The sequence below is a fragment of the Psychrobacter sp. CoH-33_TS_01 genome (assembly GCF_058189395.1).
In genome coordinates, this window is record NZ_JBVGQI010000007.1 from 22,994 (window position 1) to 39,365 (window position 16,372).

The window sequence follows — 16,372 nt, forward strand, 5'->3', positions numbered from 1 at the left end:
AAATAACTCATTATTATTGCTTAAGTTTTTAACTTTAAGACAGAAAGCTACTCAGTAAGACCGCTACTGTTCACGGGGGTAAAAAGCTATACTTTGCTATGACATACCACTAAGGAAGGTAAATTATGTTTAAAGAATACCGCCATTACGACGCTATGGGTCTCGCCGAACTGATTAAATCGGGTGACATTAGCGCCAAAGAAGCCCTCGATGCCGCTATCTATCAAGCCAACACCTTAAACCCTAAGCTCAATGCCATTATTCATCGCTTTGATGAGCGTGCGTATCAGGCTATGCAGGCAGGATTGCCGGAGGGCATTTTTAGCGGCGTCCCCTATTTGCTCAAAGACTTGTCTTTTTACTTTGCGGGGGAGCCTATTAAGATGGGCAGTCGTAGTGTCCATATTGTGCCCGAGCAAGATAGCGAAATTGTGACGCGAATGCGCGCTACCGGTGTCAATACTTTTGGTAAGACCAATACGCCTGAGTTTGGCTTAATCATTACTACCGAACCAAAATCACAAAAGCCTGCGCACAATCCTTTTAAAAAGGGCTATAGCACAGGCGGCTCATCGGGCGGTAGCGCAGCAGCAGTGGCGGCAGGAATTGTGCCGATGGCAGGAGCGGGGGATGGCGGCGGCTCCATTCGCTTTCCCGCGGCTTGGTGCGGCGTGTTTGGTCTAAAGCCCAGTCGCGGTCGCAACCCTTCTGGTCCGGTCTATGCGGAAGGTTGGGAGGGCGCAGTCGCCGATCATGTCATCACCCGCAGTGTGCGTGATAGTGCGGCCATGTTGGATGCGACGGCGGGTGCAGAAACTGGGGCACCCTATGTGATTGCTCCGCCTGACGGCAGCTTTTTGCAAGCCGCCCAACGTGCGCCTAATCCCTTAAAAATTGCTTTGATGCGCGAGCCGTTATTTCCCAATGCGCAACTGGATGCTGAAGTGCTGGCGGTACTCGAGCAAACCGGCAAGCAATTAGAGGCGATGGGGCATGTGGTCGAATACGCCGTACCCAACATCAATATCGATAATATGTGGCGAGACTTTTTCACTGTGGTCAGCGCGCACACCGCTTTTCATGTCCGTGAAATCAGCCGCGTCTATGGCCCTAAGCAAGTGGCGAAAATAGAACCGCAAACGCGCAATATGGCGATGATTGGCAACGCATTAACCGCTATGGACTTATTGGCCGCGAAGCATGGCTGGCATGACGTACAGTATCAAACAGGGCTGTTTCTGCAGGACTATGACCTGATACTGTGTCCAACGGTGCCCACGCCAGCAGTGAAGCATGGCGTATTGCCACCCAGCAAGCTCGACGAAGTGTTGCTAGGCGCCTCAGGACTTCTCAACAAAGGGGTGAATATGGGCAAACTGGTTTATAACTCCAGCCTCATTGAAAAGCTCAGTGCCCCCGTCTTAAGTAAGATGGCCTATACCACTTTGGGCAATATTACGGGTCTGCCAGCGATGTCCGTGCCCTTAGGAATGAGTAAAAAAGGTTTGCCCATAGGTATGCAGTTTATCGGTCAAATGAATGATGAAGCGACCCTATTGTCTTTAGCGGGCGAGTTGGAGCGAGCAGGGTGCTTTACTAAACTGGCTTTTGAGAGCTAAGCATTTATTGTTTTTACAGTTTTCACCATCATTGTAGCTGGTCAGAGTTAGTCTGATCGGCTATTTTTAGGGCTAATCAAAGCGATAAATATCCATACCCAAACTGTGATGCGCCATACTTTCATGGACGACGGAGACCCGTTGACCGGCCCCTAAGGCAAAGAATAGCGGCAATAAATGCTCACTGCTCGGATGCACTTTCTCAACTTCAGCAAACTGTTGCCAATCTAGCGCCGAGGGGATATGGGTCTTGAGCTGCGCCAATAACCAAACCTTAAAAGCTTGTGCGGTATCGTCAACACTAGTGGCATTCCACCGTAGCGCAGCTAGATTATGGGTAATATTACCGGAACCAATTAACAGCACTTGCTCTTGGCGTAAGGCGGCAAACATAGCCCCCAGCTGATAGCAAGCATGACTGTCATAGTGCTGCGGCAAAGACAACTGCACTACCGGCACATCAGCATCGGGATATAAATGCAGTAGTGGAGTCCAGACCCCATGGTCTAAGGCTCGTAGCGGATTGACACTACAGGGGACGCCACGAGTAGTCAATTGTTGAGCAAGCGATTCTGCAAGTGGAGGGTGACCGGCTACTGGATAGCGAATGCGATAAAGCTCAGGGTCAAACCCCGAAAAATCATGCCAAGTGACCGGTTCTGGATGACCGCTGAGCTCAAGCTTAGGCGATAGCCAATGCGCTGACATAATAACAATAGCCCGCGGCTTCGGTAAGTTATGACCTAAGCGGGCGAGCGCATTGGTGGTAGCCGATTGCTCTATGGCCAACGTTGGGGCGCCATGCGAGATAAACAGAGCCGGCAAAGTGGCTGCATCCAAGTCCGGCGTTAAAATGGGCGCGCCCGTTAACGGCGGCTGACTCAGGGGTACAGCGGCAGGTAAGGGCAAATCCAGATAAGACGAAGCAGTATTTTTACTCATTGCCTTATTATGGGGTCAATATTGGCGCTTTTAAACGGTCGCAACAGGGTCGATGGCCTTTAGTTGTTTAGGTGATTTATCAGCGCCATTTTTGCTAGCCATTTTTTATAATAAAAGCTTAGGTTTATATGGCAGCTTAGTTGCTGCACTGGCTGAGTTTCCACAGTTTTTTAGGTGCTGCACTGGTTTAATTGCCCCGATGGTAAGGATGGTTGTTGTTTAAACTCATAGCACGATACAGTTGCTCCATCAGCACCACCCGCACTAGCGGATGTGGCATGGTCAATTCAGATAATGACCATTTAAAATCTGCGGCTGCTAGCACCTCAGGCGAGACCCCATCGGCACCGCCGATCACTAAGGCAATATCATCGCCCAACTGCATGGCATCGGCTAATTTGCTAGCTAGGCGCTCTGTAGATAAGGACTTGCCTTTGACATCGAGTACCCAAAGCTGCTCACGACTGGCCGCTTGATGTGTGCTCAAAATAGCTTGGCCTTCTTGCTCACGGTATTGGGCTAAATTCGCTAGCGAAGGGCTTTTTGCTCGTTTAGCAGCCGGCAGTTCGATGACTTCAGTGGTCAGCATAGGGCCGATGCGCTTGTGATAATCGTCAAATCCCGTTTGGATCCATTGGGGCATTTTATGACCGACGGTCAAAATTCTTACTTTCATGAGCGCTATCGCTTATTTAATTTATTTCATTAATAGTGAGTGAAGGGGGTAGGGTAAGGCTAAGTTTAAGGCTCTACATCGTGGTCAATATAGGCAGTCCTCTAAAGACTCGCTATCTGCCCGTTTGCAACAGGATATGACTATATTGACGGTGACTCTAGGCGTTATCGTCAATACCGAGCACCCGCCTATGATAAAAGAGTTGTCCCCTATAATAAAGGGGCGGTATGAGCAGTAAGGTTAAAATAGTAACTGATTAAAAATTTAATTTAGCTCTAAAACGCATCTCTTATTTACTGGTTATAATTGGTATTAAAAGGAAGTTAGAAAATAAAAGCCTAGCTATTACTAAGAACCAGTATTTAATAAAATATGATTATTCCATAAAGATTTTGGCTTAGTAATTAATAGTTATTTGATGAGTCATTGCTATTTGCCTGAGCGCTATATAGCAGCTACTTGCAACATTATAGTATTTTATTTAAATATTTTTATGTTAAATGATTCGATTTATATCGTTATAAATAATTACCGTTTACTAGAGCGTAACAAGCTTTATAATTCGGGAGCTGTAGGCAATAGCTAAGCTAATAGGCTGAATTTATTGGAATAATATTAAAGCTATCTTTTGTATTAATTGGTTACATATAAATAATATTGCTCCATCTCAGTAAGGTTATTAACATTAGTGCTCAACAGTTGCTCTGTTTTGATAGCATTATATATGGTCTACTGAGTCTGTATTAGACAGTTGTTCTTTTAGCATAAATGTTTTATGCTGCATTCGAGTTTAAAAAGAGCAATTTATTTATCTTAACTTATTTAAATAGCTAGCATTAATGTCTAATGTTAGTGGATTAAAAACGAAAGGAGTCGTTTATGAAACGCATCGTAACTGGTTTAGTAACTATCGCAGCAGGTACTTTATTATCAACAGCCGCTATGGCCGCTTCATTAAATGGCAGCCAATGGCAAACCGTTGATGAAAAAACCGGTGAGAAAAAAGCTATCGTACAGATTACCGAGAGCAATGGCCAAGTCTCTGGCAAAATCATTAAAGTGATGAACGCAGCAGACGCCAAAGAAAAGTGCACCAAGTGCTCGGGTTCTCTTAAAGACAAGCCCATCGAAGGCTTAAACTTCTTATACGGTATGAAAGCGGATGGCACTAATGAATGGTCAGGCGGTAAGCTAGTAGACCCTGAATCAGGTAAAGTTTATTCTGGTAAAATCACGCTAAGTGATAATGGTCAGAGCTTAAAACTACGCGGTTATGTCGGTAGCCCAGTCTTTGGTCGCTCACAAACTTGGAAACGTATCAAGTAAGGCGCTGCAACCGCTAGTGTCATTGATTATTAGTCTCGCTGACTTATGAAGCTAATATTAGCTAAGGTCTAACCCTGGGTTGGACCTTACGAAAAAAAGGATAGCCGTTAACTACGCGCTATCCTTTTTTTATGGCCAATTTTTACTTAGATTGTTTCTTTAGATTGTTAATGGGCATATGAGTAAAATTTAGCGCATCAAAGTTTGGATGCTTTGGGAAATAGGTAAGCCGTTGACGCTATTTTTATGGGCTGCTGTGTCAGGTTTTGGAATGACTGTGAGTTTGGCATCAGACTCAAACACGATAGCCTCAACCTCATCGTAATCGTTGATGCCTTCAGCACGCATCGCACATTCCAACTCTTGGCGACACAGACGCTCTTTACGCATAGCCTCGGGTAAGAACTGCCCTTGATAAAATACAATCCTAGGCTCTGATAAAATAAAGGAGCTGAAATGGGGCGAGATTGACGCCGTTTTAGTCACCAAGTACTGTAGAGTATAAAGGGTCACTATCGACGCTGCGCCTTCTACGAAAGGAATGCTTTTGAGCAAAATAGTGCTGGCACCGATAGAGCCGATCATGACGGTGACGACCCAGTCGAAGTTATTAAGCTGTGAGGTGGAGCGCTTACCGGATACTTTGGTAATGCCCACAATTAACAGATAAACCATGGCTGAAGCGATGACGATACGGCCCAACTTATCAAAGTTATCAAAAATGAGATGTTCCATACGGGCTCCTAGCGCTTAATTAAACCTAGCGCTTAATTAAAATGGTATCAAGATAGCATGACGCTAACTCGTCTATAACATCAGCAATATTTACTACTGAGGTAACCGTAAACTATGCTTAAACATTGTCGGCGGGCTATAGTAAAGGGTGAAAGTACCAGCGTCCATTACCCTCTGTAAATATAGATAAGCTGTAGCTAAATCCCGACAGTGTGTCGTTTTACTTAGCTTTGCCAAGAAAAACCATTTAGGTAAACTTACTTTATTAATTAAACCATATAAGGAGTAGTCTATGTTGTCTGAAAAGCCTAAAACAAATAAAAATGCCAAGTTAAATCAAAGCGGCACGACGGGTAGTCCAGCAATAGGGGAGCCGATATACAGCAAAAACATAAGTGCCCAGTCGCAAGATACGGCGATACGATTGAGCGTGGTACAGGGCGATATTACGAAACTACCTGTAGAAGCTATCGTCAATGCAGCAAATTCTAGTTTGCTAGGAGGCGGGGGTGTAGATGGTGCGATTCATCGAGTGGCGGGGCCGGAGCTGTTAGCGTATTGCCGCACGTTAAACGGCTGTGCGACGGGTGAGGCCAAAATTAGCCCAGCTTTCAAGCTACCGGGCAAGTATGTGATTCATACGGTAGGGCCCATCTGGCATGGCGGCAGCCGCGGGGAAGCGGAATTATTAGCCCATTGTTATCAGCGCGCCATCCAATTGGCGGTAGACAAGCAGGTTACCAGTATCGCTTTTCCAGCGATTAGTACCGGCGTTTATGGCTACCCCTTGGCAGAGGCGACTCAAGTGGCCATTACTAGCGTGCAAGAGAGCTTATTACATCATGCCAGCACGGAGCAAAACTTAGCACTGACGGAGGTCATTTTTTGCTGTTTTTCAGCAGACGATGCCGAGGTCTATGCGCGGATGTTGGCAGCGAGCTGACCCCCGTTTGTAGCGTGTAGTTAACTATCTATGGCACGCTCTAGTGTTGCGCGGTCCAATCCAGCATGTCGTCGAGTACGCGGCGCGCCTCGTAAGTGTTAAGCGCTTCTTCTTTATTAATAAGACCGACCACCACGTAATCTTGCCCGGATAAGCCTTTGACATAACCGGCCATTGAGGTGACATTATTGAGCGTGCCCGTTTTAATCCAAGCGCGACCAATAGCTTGCGAATTAGGCAGACGCGCGCTGTGCTCCTTGATGGTGCCACTGACGCCAGCGATACCTAACGAGTCTACGTAGGCGGTAAACTCGGGGCGAGTGTAGGCATATTGCAGCAACTCGGCCAGGTTGGCTGCGGTCACGGTACAAGTACGGCACAGCCCTGAGCCATTGGTCATCACTGGTGGGGGCGTGGTGAGATGACTGCGCCACCACTGCTGGATAGTTGTCAAGGCAGCAGGGTAGTCGCTTGAGAGGTGTTGGTAGTACAAGCTATGCCCTACTTTATGAGCGGCTGTCGTAGGGACCTCTTCAGTCGTGGCTGCAAATAAAGGTAAGGTTAACGTCACTTGTTCAGTCATAACATTGTTTGAATGATGATTAATATCATGGACAATATCGCGTAATGACGCTGAGGGATAGCTGATCAGAGGTAATACGGATACGGCCTGTTGGCGGACTGGGGACTCTTGACTGATGACATCACCACTTAAGGAGTTGCCCAGTTGCCTCCACATTTGCTTGACGGCGCGCTTGGCAAAGTCCTTAGCATCGGGATAAGCCACATAAAAGGTGCGCTCACCACAATTAGCAGGCATGGCGCTAGCGAAATTTAAGGCATTCGTACGCCACTGCGGCGCTAGACTATACCGCGGGCTGCTACAAGCCCCTTGGCGCATAGCGATAGTGGGGGGCAGATCATAATCGGCTAACCGCGGAGCATATTGCAACTGCGCACTGCCGCTAGTGTCTGGAAAACTGTGAATCTCTAGGGTGGAAAAATTGACCAAAAAACCGTCGGGACTGGCGTTATAAGGGCGCAAAGGGTCATTATCAAAGGCGGCAGGGTTTTTACTCACATTACGAAAGACCGAAGTATCTACGATAATATTGCCTTGGATATGGCGAATACCGGCCTGCTGCACGCGGGCTAGCAACTGCTCTAAGCGTTCTTTGGTCAGCTTTGGGTCGCCGCTACCTTGGATAATCAAGTCTCCATAGAGTGTCTCACCGATGCGCATCCCTGAATAATACACTCGGTTTATCCAAGCGAAGTCACTGCCTAGAGTATCCAAAGCGATAAAGGTGGGAATGAGCTTCATTGTGCTGGCGGGCGTGCGCGGGGTATCCGGTAGATGATATAAGGCCGTTGGTAAGGGGGTGGGCAAAACAGGAGCAGGCGCGGCAACCGTCGTATTACTTTGCGAATGCTCTGACGAAGTAGCCGCTGACTTACTGGCTGCGTTAACAGTCGCCGTGGTCGCCTCAGTGGGTATCTCTGTGGTTATTATTAAGGGGTCGCTTGCAGGCTTGGTCTTAGTACTGCCAGTACCAATAGCACTACCAATATCAGGGCCATTACCAGTGGTCGGACTGCTCGGCAGCGTACTGGTAGCGGTAAAGCCTGGGTCAGAACTTAGGGTCTGACCATTGTTTTCGGTCAGTACTGAAGGCGGCTCTTTTTCTAAGACCACCGCGGCTGGCAACTGGCTGGTTACTGTGGTCTCACCCTGGTTTTTTTTACCGACAGGGATTATGACTAGGCTTATCTCTTCTGAGCTTAAATTGGCTTTATGCAAAGCCGTTTCGAGTTCTGCAGGCAGCTGCGCTTGGGCAGAGATACTGATGGCCAAGGTACAGGCAGCTAATCCGGTAAGGGCAAATAGGCGCGCTAACGGGGTCAAGATATGAGACAAAGTGGGCATGAGACAGACAACTACTATAGCAGGCAAAGGAAAGTGCGAGTACTCTACTATGAAGCGGCCGTTATGGGAAGTAGGAGCAAGAAAAGTCTGTTTAAGCACGCGCACTTACTATAACTATAACGCTAATAGCTAACGCAAATGCAAAAAAGCCATCGCTGTCATTACCGCATCATTATAGGCATCATGGCTGCCCAAATCCGGGATGTTATATTCTTTGATAATGTTATTCAGGTGATGCGACTGGTGCTGAATGCCTCCTGTATTGTGGCCATTACGCCGTTGATAGAGGGTGCGAATATCGATGACCGGATTGGGCAGCGGCGTGCCCATATAAGCCTTCACTAAAGGGTTTAAAAAAGCCATATCGAGTTGCGGGCAAAAGCCTACGATAGGGCGGTTGCCGATGAAGGGCAACAAGATAGCCAGCATGTCCTCATAACTCATGCCGCCCTCGACATCGCTGGGGCGCAGACCATGAATAATAATGGTGTCTGCTGAAGGCATGACCGGTGGCCGGCACACCATATATAGGCCATTACCAGTATCGATACGCTGGCCATTCACATGAATAGCGGCGATGGATAGTAGATGGTGACGCTTGGCATTGAGCCCCGTCATCTCACAGTCGATCGCTACCCACTGCTCAGCGTTAGGCGCACTAAACATATTGGCCAGTTCAGGTCGAGTGAGTGCGCGCTTAGCGAGGCCCGTTTTTAAGCTATGCAACCAGCTCATCGGTTAGGTCACCTCAAGCTGGTAGCGTTGACGCAGCTCATTCTTAAAGCTTTTGACCACATTTAAGCACTCTTTGAGCAAGTCACGTTCGAGGGCTGATAAGGTGGTCGGGTCGACTTGACGGGCAAACTTATCGTCGTTGGTCAACGCGACCCCCAAGCGCAGCCCCATAAAAAACTCTAACGCCTCGTTTAAGGTCTCAGCGCGGAGCTCGGTAAACACGCCCGCTTGCACCAGCGCAGTCAGTCGCCCCTTACTGCTGGTCACTGCTAAGATGTCCTGTTCTAAAGCTATCGCACGAATGCCATGCACTAACGGGAATAGTCCGGCCTTTTTAAGGTCTACATCTTGCGAGGCAGGCTTACCGATGAGGGGAGCAAACTTCTTCCACCATTGGCTGACATCGCCAAACTGTAGCGCGGCACGGGCAAAATTACGCACAAACATAGGGTCGGCATTTTTATGAGCGACTTGCAGATGGGTGCGTAAGCTGTCGAGTAGTCGCTCATCACCGCAGACATACGCCGCGTCTAACAGCGCAGAGAGCCAAACACTATGGATAGGCTCACGTACCTCAAACCATGAGGAGATTTGGTTTTTAAAACGTCCGAGCGGCTGCCGCCAAATAGGGTTGGTCATCATGATGTTGCCATCGCATAGCGGATAGCCCATATCGGCGAGGGTCTGATTGAACTGCTCAGCAAATTCCGCCAGTTGGGGGTGGCTAAAGCCATTACGGATAATCAGAGCATTGTCCTGATCCGTGCGCATGATTTGCTCACCGCGGCCTTCTGAGCCCATGACGATGACGCAAGTATTTTCAAAAACCATCTCAGGGACTAATAACCGCCACAGCTTGGTAAAAACTTGCGCATTAAGCGTTTGTACCATACGACTAATCACACCAATCTTAATGCCATTTTGCTGTTGTGCGCGGATATATTGGCCGATTTGCTCAACAGCGTCATGCAGCATACTAACATTGACCGCCTGCTCGATTTGTACTGAGATAAGCTGCGAGTGCTGATTGAGAAAGGCCAGTAAATCACTTTGACCGAGTATCCCAATAATCTCACCGTCTGCACCAATGACCGGCAGCCGGTGAACACGATAGCGAATCATAGTTAGCAGTGCTTCGCTAACGTCTTGCTGATGGGCGATCGTACGCAGTTTAAATTTGGCATAGTCGCCACAGAGCGTCTCGGACATATTGACTGACTCACTGACCGCTCGGCAGATATCCGCATCGGTTAGGATGCCAATATGGCTTTCCTGCCCCTTGGTCGGATGGCGCTCAATGCTTGGTTGCCGACGGACTAGCACGTGTTTGAGGCCGGCTGCGGTCATGGTCTGAGCCGCTGTGAACAGACTGTCGCTTGCTGCGACCATATGCACGGGCAGTAAAGGAATCGTGGTGACCGGCTGCAGCATAATTTGCTGGGTTTCTCGTTGCAGCGGGTGAGTTGCTCCGGTCTCAGGCGTGGAGAAAGCGTGGGTGCTATTTAGCGACTCGCCAGCAGTGGTGCCCATACGTTTACGGCGATTTAGCGCTTGTAAGCGTTCGCTAAGTTCACCCGATAACAGCTGCCGGATATGATGGTTTTGTGCTGACAGGCGGTCGATAGCGGCCCCATCAATCTGTAGCAGCAGCGACTCCTCTAGTGCGCTATAACTATAATGGTCGGCTGGGATAGGGATGGCTTGAGTGTCTTTGGCAGGCAGGCGATTATTATCTTGGTGGGGGCTAGCATAGTGACTGGGATGGTGTGCAGAGCTAGCAGCGTGCATAGCGCTGCGCTCGCTACTTAATTTATAAGCATCGCTTTCATTGATGGGCTGACGGGCATCAAACCAGTCGTTACTAAAGGCAGAGGCCGCAAACTCGCCTATATAGTCATCAGCGAGTTGCTGCTGCACGCGGCCCTTTAAGACCACATAAAAATAAGCGTACTCGTCATGAGTTAGCGCCTCTCCTTTGCCCAAATAGCGGACTTGGGTATGTTTTTTTAGGCTCTGGCGCTCAACCGGACTTAAAACATCAAAAGGCGGCTGGGAAAAGTCCAAACTGGTCATGGGCAACTCCTTTGCTATGACGGGGGCAGTCGTTGGTCTCATCGCACATACTACATTATCCTACCCAGCTCTTTTTTAGCCTGCCTGGCCTTAAAGAGAACTGAGTAGTGTCTTAAAAAAACCGAGTAGTTTATCTATAAACTAACAGGTTATTGACCACTGCAGATTGAATTAAGACACGCAGTCAATAACAACATTAAGCCGTAGTGTCCGAGGTAGCAGGCATCGCCAATAAGGACTTAATACGGCTAATAGCCTCCTGGTTCTCTTCTATACTAGCCACTAGGGCAATGCGGACATAGCCTTTGCCTGGGTTAATGCCATCGACTTCTCGCGACAGATAACGGCCGGCTAGGGCATGAATATTGACCTGTTCAAACAAAGCGCGAACCAAAGCTTCATCATCCCCTTCACCAGCAGCATTGGTAAAGGCTGCGGGCACGCGTACCCAAAGATAGAAGCCGGCATCCGGCATCGTTAGCGCTAAGGTATCGCCCAACTCTGCCATCCATAGCGCAAATTTCTCAGCGTACAAGCGGCGGTTTTCACGCACATGGTTTTCGTCTTGCCAAGCTGCAATCGAAGCCAGTTGATGCGGAATAGGCATCGCACAGCCATGATAGGTACGATATTGCAGGTATTGGGCCAGTACTTGCGCATCCCCGGCGACAAACCCTGAACGTAGTCCCGGCAAGTTTGAGCGTTTAGACAGCGAATGAAACACCAAGCAGTTTTTGAAATCGTGACGGCCCAGCATCGCACATGCTTGTAATAATCCCACTGGTGGGGTGTCAAAATACAACTCGCTATAGCACTCGTCGCTAGCAATGACAAAGCCGTATTGATCGGATAAGCGGATTAAGTCTTCCCAGTCCTCAAAGCTCATCACTGCGCCAGTAGGGTTATTAGGGCTGCAGACAAAGACCAACTGAGTATGCTCCCAGACCTGCGCCGGCACACTACGATAGTCACCCTTAAAGTTATTCTCAGCTGTACAAGCAATAAAGTAAGGCTCAGCTCCTGCTAATAAGGCTGCCCCTTCATAAATCTGATAGAAGGGATTGGGCATAACTATTAATGGCTTATCAGTAGCAGCAGCTGACTTTATCCCTGTCGTTTCTGACGGCAGGTTAATGATAGCCTGCACACTGCTAAAGATAGCTTCACGCGTTCCCATAACTGGCAGGACTTGGCTGTTCGGATTGACATGATGCAGCATAAAGCGGCGCTCTAGCCAATGCGCAATGGTTTGCCGCAGTTCAAACAGACCGTTCGTCGTAGGATAGTGGGCTATTTTGTCCAAATTTTCTGTTAAAACGTCCAGCACAAAGGCCGGCGGCGCATGTTTTGGCTCGCCAATACCTAGCTTAATCTCTTTAAAATCAACAGCTGGCGCACTATTTGCGAGCAAAGTTGCCATCTTGGCAAAGGGGTAGGGATGGAGGTCAGCAAGTTTGTGATTCATCATATTCATATCTATAATAAAAGTTAACAATAAGAAACGTAACTATATAAAAGGTAACAATCAACAAGTAATCAATAAGTTGGCGGAGAAGCTATCAACAATATGTTAATAAGCCCTATCCACAGCGATAATTATGCTGATTGGCAATAGTTAAAAACAATATAGGTCAATCGCAGTGTAGCACTTTCGACGAAAAGTGTCTTATCTAGTACAGCGGAATTTTACGGCTATTTATAGGGCCTAGCCCATAGCGCTACTAGCCCGCTTTAATTTAAGCGGAGGACACGATTTGGACGCAAGCTGGTCACGGCGAGTCTGGCTTTTACAATTATAGATGACACAGAGGCTGGTTATTATGGGCAAAGCATTAGCAAATGATAGCGACAGCTTAAGCACAATCAACGGAAATATGATGGATTTATTGATAGATCAAGAGCGGGAATGGCTAATGGCACGCGAGAAAGTGATTGCGCTGCAGTCCCGTATGTTATTTTGGTATGGTGATAACAGTAATATTTTATGGGTATTATCGCAGTTGATAAGTTATGCCATCGGGACGATGTTGCTGATGTTCTTAAGCCGGCTGTTCGATTGGGACTTGACCCTATGGCACTATGTGGCAGTTTTTATTATACAGACCGCCGCTTTTGTGATCGCTTATACTTCGCGAGGCCGGTTAGCACAAAGGTTAGAGCGGCGTATTGCGCAATCAGACCAACGTCGTGAGCAGTCGCTCGATAGACTGTATACTTTGGCCACAGACAGTATCTTACGCGATATTCATGCGCATACACCGTTGACCTTACTGGATATTGAAAGTCGCTATCAGTATCGCTTACAGCTGGCGAGCCTACAGCTTATCTTGCAAAAAGAAGTCGAGCAGGGGCGACTGTTATTAAATCATCAGGACTTTACGGTCCATCTGCCGCCTGAGTTTGCGGAATACGAGCTGCATCAGTATGCCGGGCAAATGATTTATAAAAGTATGCTATAGCTTTACTTGTTGACCATCTTTGCTTTTAGGATAAAGAGGCCGCCATAGAAAAAGCTCTTAATAAGTAGAATAAAAAAGCCCCTTAATAAGGGGCTTTTCGCATTGGGAGTCATAGTGCATAACCGCAGGTTAAACAGTTTCAGCCGTCTGGGTAAAGCTGTCCATTAAAGCCTGTTTTAAGGCCGCTAAGCGCGGCTCAGACAACGGCTGGTCATTGTTATCGCTAATATAGAACATATCTTCAGCGCGCTCGCCTAAGGTCGTAATCCTAGCGGCATGCACTTCGATAGAGTGTTGCAAGAAGATTTGACCCACGCGCGCGAGCAAGCCGGGCTGATCCAAAGTCTCTAAGGTCATAACGTGCTGCTTAGACGAGGCATTGAAGTCGAACGCTACGCGAGTCGGCACTTCAAAATGGCGCAGTTGTCTAGGGAGTCGCTTTTGCGCCAACTTGACAGTAGTGGGGTGCATAAAGGCGCTGATAAGCCGCTCTTTGAGCTCCTCTTGGCGCTCCGTATCGGTCAGTAGCGTGCCGTGACGGTCCAGCAGCACGTAAGAGTCCAAAGCGAAGTCACGAGTCGCTGTGATAATACGAGCATCTAGAACATCTAAGTTCATTTGGTCAAAGACCGCCATAGTGACGGCAAACAAATTGGCCTGATCCTGCGTGTAGACAAACACCTGCACCGCATCTAGGGCCAGCTCGCGATGTTCTCGCAATACCACTAGCGGCTGACTGTCGGCATTAGAGGCTTGACCTATCGGTGGATGATTAAGGATAGCTTCGGTATGCCACAAAATATCTTGCGGTATCTCCCGTAAGAAATACTCATCGCCCAAGTCGTCCCAGAGCGCAATCACCTCAGCCCGGTCCATATGCTGATTATCGACGCTGTCTAGCATCTCGATAGCTTGCGCACGGGTAGCGGCAATCATATCTTGGCGATTGGTCGGAGCATCGATATCAGCCCGTAAGATACGGCGCGTCTGCGAATACAGCTGCTTCATGAGCGTTGCGCGCCAGCTGTTCCAAAGTTGTGGATTGGTCGCATTCATATCTGCGACGGTCAGCACGTACAGATGGTTTAAGTGGGTGACATTACCAACGATATTAGCAAACTCGCTGACGACCTCGGGGTCGGAGATGTCTTTTTTCTGGGCGGTCATCGACATTAATAAATGATAGCGGGTCAACCAGCCTACTAAGTTGGCATCGGCTTGGCTCATGCCATGCGCTAAGCAAAACTCGATAGCATCCAACTCGCCTAAAGTACTGTGGTCGCCATCGCGGCCTTTGGCGATATCATGGAACATCGCAGCCAATACTAAGATTTCTTTACGCTCAATCCGGCCAAAAATCGCACTCACTAGCGGATACTCATCTTGATGATGGGCGTCTAAAAAGCGCCGTAAGATACGGATTAAGAATAAGATATGCGCATCGACAGTATAGCGATGAAACAAGTCGTATTGCATCAAACCCGTGACTAAGGCAAAGGCCGGGATGTAGTTGCTCAATACCCCATAGCGGTTCATCGTGCGTAGACGGTGATAGAGGTAGTTTTGTTCTTTTAAATTGGCTAAGAATAACGCTTTATTTTTCGGGTTTTCGCGATAGCCTTGGTCAATGCCGCGCGCAGCAATTTTTAACGCGCGTAGGGTACGGGTACGAACGTGTTTAATCCCGTGCTGACCCATTAATAAAAACATCTCTAGGATAGCATCAGGATGCTGCGCAAAGACCCGGTTGTGGGAAATCGCAATCTGGGTGCCAATCTGATTAAAACGGGCGTTCAGTGGGGTCTTTTTAGGGCGCTCGTCATCAGGCAAGCGCGGCTCAATGATGGTCTCATAATAATGGGTGGTGAGCATCTCAGAGAGCGTTGAGATTTGCATAGCGCAGCGGTAATAATCGCGCATAAAACGTTCAACGGCCGCATTACGCGTGTCCTCTGGTCGCGACTCATAGCCCATTAACGTCGCTATTTCCCTTTGATAATCAAACAGCAGCTTGTTTTCATTGCGTCCAGTCAGCTCATGCAAGTAATGACGTATCTGCCAGAGATAGTCTTCAGCAAAGGTGAGGTCATCAAACTCTTTTTCGGTCAAAAAGTCTTGCTGCACTAAATCATAGAGTTTACTGACTCGGAAGTAGCGCTTGCTCACCCAACCGATAATATGAATATCCCGCAGACCACCGGGCGCCGTCTTGATATTAGGCTCCAGATTATATTCGGTGGCGTTATGATTGAGGTAGCGGCTTCTGGCCTCCGCCATCTTAGTCTCAAAAAAGTCCTTTTGCGGCCACGCTTGATTGACTACGTCTCTTGGGACATTAGTGAGCGCCTCATTGCCCGCCAATAGGCGCGCCTCTAATAGGGCGGTAGCAATGGTTTGATCGGCTGCAGCGTCTAAGCAATCATCAACGCTACGTACAGAAAGCGCCGGCTCAATGCCCATATCCCAAAGTTTGGCGACAAAATCATTGAGCTGGGGTTTGGTCGCATCGTCAATCTCTGCAGGCGAGAGTAACAGAATATCGACGTCAGAGTGCAGGGACAACTCTCCGCGGCCATAACCGCCAGTAGCAAATAGCGCCAAGTCAGTTTTGTCTAATGCGAAATGTTCGAATAGAGCGACCAGTAAGCTGTCGATAGCCCCAGCGCGGGCGGTGACCAATTGACGAATACCGACCCCATGCGCCAAGGCTTTATTGATATCGTCATTGACTTGCGCCAACCAAGCGGGTACTCCGAAGTGGCGTTCAGTAGATTGAGCTAGAGGAGGCAGGGGGGTAATGTAGATCGTCGCGGCGTCGCACGTAAACATAGGGGCATCCAATTGAGGTGGAAATAAGGGTCGTACTGGCAAGACTGCGACTAGGGCAGCCGCCGCTGCGATGCAAATATTGTCCGTATCTGCATCGCTATATCTGTG

12 protein-coding genes are annotated in these 16,372 nt (G+C 48.3%); 4 read left to right on the forward strand and 8 right to left on the reverse strand.

Annotation, left to right across the window (positions count from 1 at the left end):
* Positions 1 to 125: 125 nt before the first annotated feature.
* Positions 126 to 1,619 (forward strand): amidase, encoded by a 1,494-nt coding sequence (locus tag ACZ2XM_RS11170; protein WP_490589333.1) that lies wholly within the window; start codon positions 126 to 128, stop codon positions 1,617 to 1,619.
* Between the two features lie 72 nt (positions 1,620 to 1,691).
* Here the strand turns inward: ACZ2XM_RS11170 and ACZ2XM_RS11175 are convergent, their stop codons facing one another.
* Positions 1,692 to 2,459, reverse strand: coding sequence for a DODA-type extradiol aromatic ring-opening family dioxygenase (locus ACZ2XM_RS11175; protein WP_490589352.1), 768 nt, complete (start codon positions 2,457 to 2,459; stop codon positions 1,692 to 1,694).
* A gap of 289 nt (positions 2,460 to 2,748) precedes the next feature.
* Positions 2,749 to 3,237 carry a 23S rRNA (pseudouridine(1915)-N(3))-methyltransferase RlmH gene (rlmH, locus tag ACZ2XM_RS11180; protein ID WP_490589332.1) on the reverse strand — a complete coding sequence of 163 codons (489 nt, stop codon included), beginning with the start codon at positions 3,235 to 3,237 and terminating at the stop codon, positions 2,749 to 2,751.
* An 879-nt stretch (positions 3,238 to 4,116) separates the two neighbouring features.
* Here rlmH and ACZ2XM_RS11185 point away from each other — a divergent pair.
* Positions 4,117 to 4,563 carry a DUF2147 domain-containing protein gene (locus tag ACZ2XM_RS11185; protein ID WP_490589331.1) on the forward strand — a complete coding sequence of 149 codons (447 nt, stop codon included), beginning with the start codon at positions 4,117 to 4,119 and terminating at the stop codon, positions 4,561 to 4,563.
* A gap of 189 nt (positions 4,564 to 4,752) precedes the next feature.
* Here the strand turns inward: ACZ2XM_RS11185 and ACZ2XM_RS11190 are convergent, their stop codons facing one another.
* Positions 4,753 to 5,298: a DUF421 domain-containing protein gene (locus ACZ2XM_RS11190; RefSeq protein WP_490589330.1), complete on the reverse strand. Its 546-nt coding sequence runs from the start codon at positions 5,296 to 5,298 to the stop codon at positions 4,753 to 4,755.
* 292 nt (positions 5,299 to 5,590) lie between these two features.
* On the opposite strand from ACZ2XM_RS11190, the gene ACZ2XM_RS11195 reads away from it, so the two are divergent.
* Entirely contained in the window at positions 5,591 to 6,241 is a 651-nt protein-coding gene (locus tag ACZ2XM_RS11195; protein WP_490589329.1) for an O-acetyl-ADP-ribose deacetylase, read from the forward strand.
* A gap of 40 nt (positions 6,242 to 6,281) precedes the next feature.
* On the opposite strand, the gene dacB is transcribed toward ACZ2XM_RS11195, so the two are convergent.
* From dacB to dapC, 4 genes are all read right to left on the reverse strand, one after another.
* Positions 6,282 to 8,168 carry a D-alanyl-D-alanine carboxypeptidase/D-alanyl-D-alanine endopeptidase gene (gene dacB / locus ACZ2XM_RS11200; protein ID WP_490589328.1) on the reverse strand — a complete coding sequence of 629 codons (1,887 nt, stop codon included), beginning with the start codon at positions 8,166 to 8,168 and terminating at the stop codon, positions 6,282 to 6,284.
* Positions 8,169 to 8,297: 129 nt separating this feature from the next.
* Entirely contained in the window at positions 8,298 to 8,903 is a 606-nt protein-coding gene (locus ACZ2XM_RS11205; RefSeq protein WP_490589327.1) for a 3'-5' exonuclease, read from the reverse strand.
* A 3-nt stretch (positions 8,904 to 8,906) separates the two neighbouring features.
* Complete coding sequence (locus ACZ2XM_RS11210) at positions 8,907 to 10,976, reverse strand: DUF294 nucleotidyltransferase-like domain-containing protein (RefSeq protein ID WP_490589326.1); 2,070 nt, start codon at positions 10,974 to 10,976, stop codon at positions 8,907 to 8,909.
* A 196-nt stretch (positions 10,977 to 11,172) separates the two neighbouring features.
* The gene (gene dapC / locus ACZ2XM_RS11215; protein WP_490589351.1) at positions 11,173 to 12,441 is read right to left on the reverse strand and encodes a succinyldiaminopimelate transaminase; all 1,269 of its coding nucleotides are present in this window, start codon (positions 12,439 to 12,441) and stop codon (positions 11,173 to 11,175) included.
* A gap of 355 nt (positions 12,442 to 12,796) precedes the next feature.
* On the opposite strand from dapC, the gene ACZ2XM_RS11220 reads away from it, so the two are divergent.
* Positions 12,797 to 13,435 (forward strand): hypothetical protein, encoded by a 639-nt coding sequence (locus ACZ2XM_RS11220; protein WP_490589325.1) that lies wholly within the window; start codon positions 12,797 to 12,799, stop codon positions 13,433 to 13,435.
* A gap of 129 nt (positions 13,436 to 13,564) precedes the next feature.
* Here the strand turns inward: ACZ2XM_RS11220 and glnD are convergent, their stop codons facing one another.
* Positions 13,565 to 16,264 carry a [protein-PII] uridylyltransferase gene (glnD, locus tag ACZ2XM_RS11225; RefSeq protein ID WP_490589350.1) on the reverse strand — a complete coding sequence of 900 codons (2,700 nt, stop codon included), beginning with the start codon at positions 16,262 to 16,264 and terminating at the stop codon, positions 13,565 to 13,567.
* Positions 16,265 to 16,372 lie beyond the last annotated feature (108 nt).